At 42.8% G+C, this 724-nt stretch carries 1 protein-coding gene; it reads right to left on the bottom strand.

The annotated features are described in order from the left end of the window. Positions 1–214: 214 nt before the first annotated feature. Positions 215–724, bottom strand: a 510-nt coding sequence (locus tag R7R78_RS26165) for a carbohydrate porin (protein WP_225474618.1), incomplete at its 5' end; no start/stop codon positions are given.

Genomic DNA, 724 nt, shown 5'->3' with positions numbered 1-724 from the left:
TCCAAATAAGATTATAATCTTATTTTTTAACGACAGTGGTTTCATACATCAGTCCATGTGAAAAGGCTCTTGAAATGGAAATATAGACATATTTTCCGCCCCCTCCGGCTGAATACGACCCAATTCAAGAGCAAATGGCAAAGGATTTCGATGTGATAGGCCAGAATGGAGCTAAACAGGCCTATCTAAGTAGTAAAATGGCAATTTCTATTTATTACCACCAAGCCTCAATTTGTACACCGTAGTTGATGGTGTCGTTGCTCTTATTGTTGTCAAATGAGTCGCCCTCATTGTCTTTCAAATAAGTCGCAAAGAATCGGATTTCTGGACGAGCGAAGAAAGACTCTCCCGTTGAGATGGCGTGTGCGATAGTGAATTTTGTGCCACTAAACTTGTCTTCGGAGCCTGAATCCCAAGTTTTTTCGTGGTCAAAGTAGCCGACCTCTAACATAGTCTTATTGTATGGCGACCAGTTGTAAGTTGGACGAGCTACAAATGAGAACAACTCTTCCTTATCTAACCAGTCCCCATGATCTTTCACGTTACCGTAAGTTAGACCATGGTTGATCACGACATTCTCGCCTAAGTTCAAATCGCCAGTACTGATAAAGCGGAACCCTTTTGCATCGCTGACTTCACCACTCCAGATGTCATACCAGCCCCCCCCTTGTGAGATAGCGTTCTGTGCAAGTCCTTTGTCCATATATTGGAGCACAAACTTGTT

Source organism: Vibrio sp. 2134-1, assembly GCF_033339495.1.
Note: the sequence above shows the minus strand (reverse complement) of the source record. Positions and strands in the feature narration are given on the sequence as shown.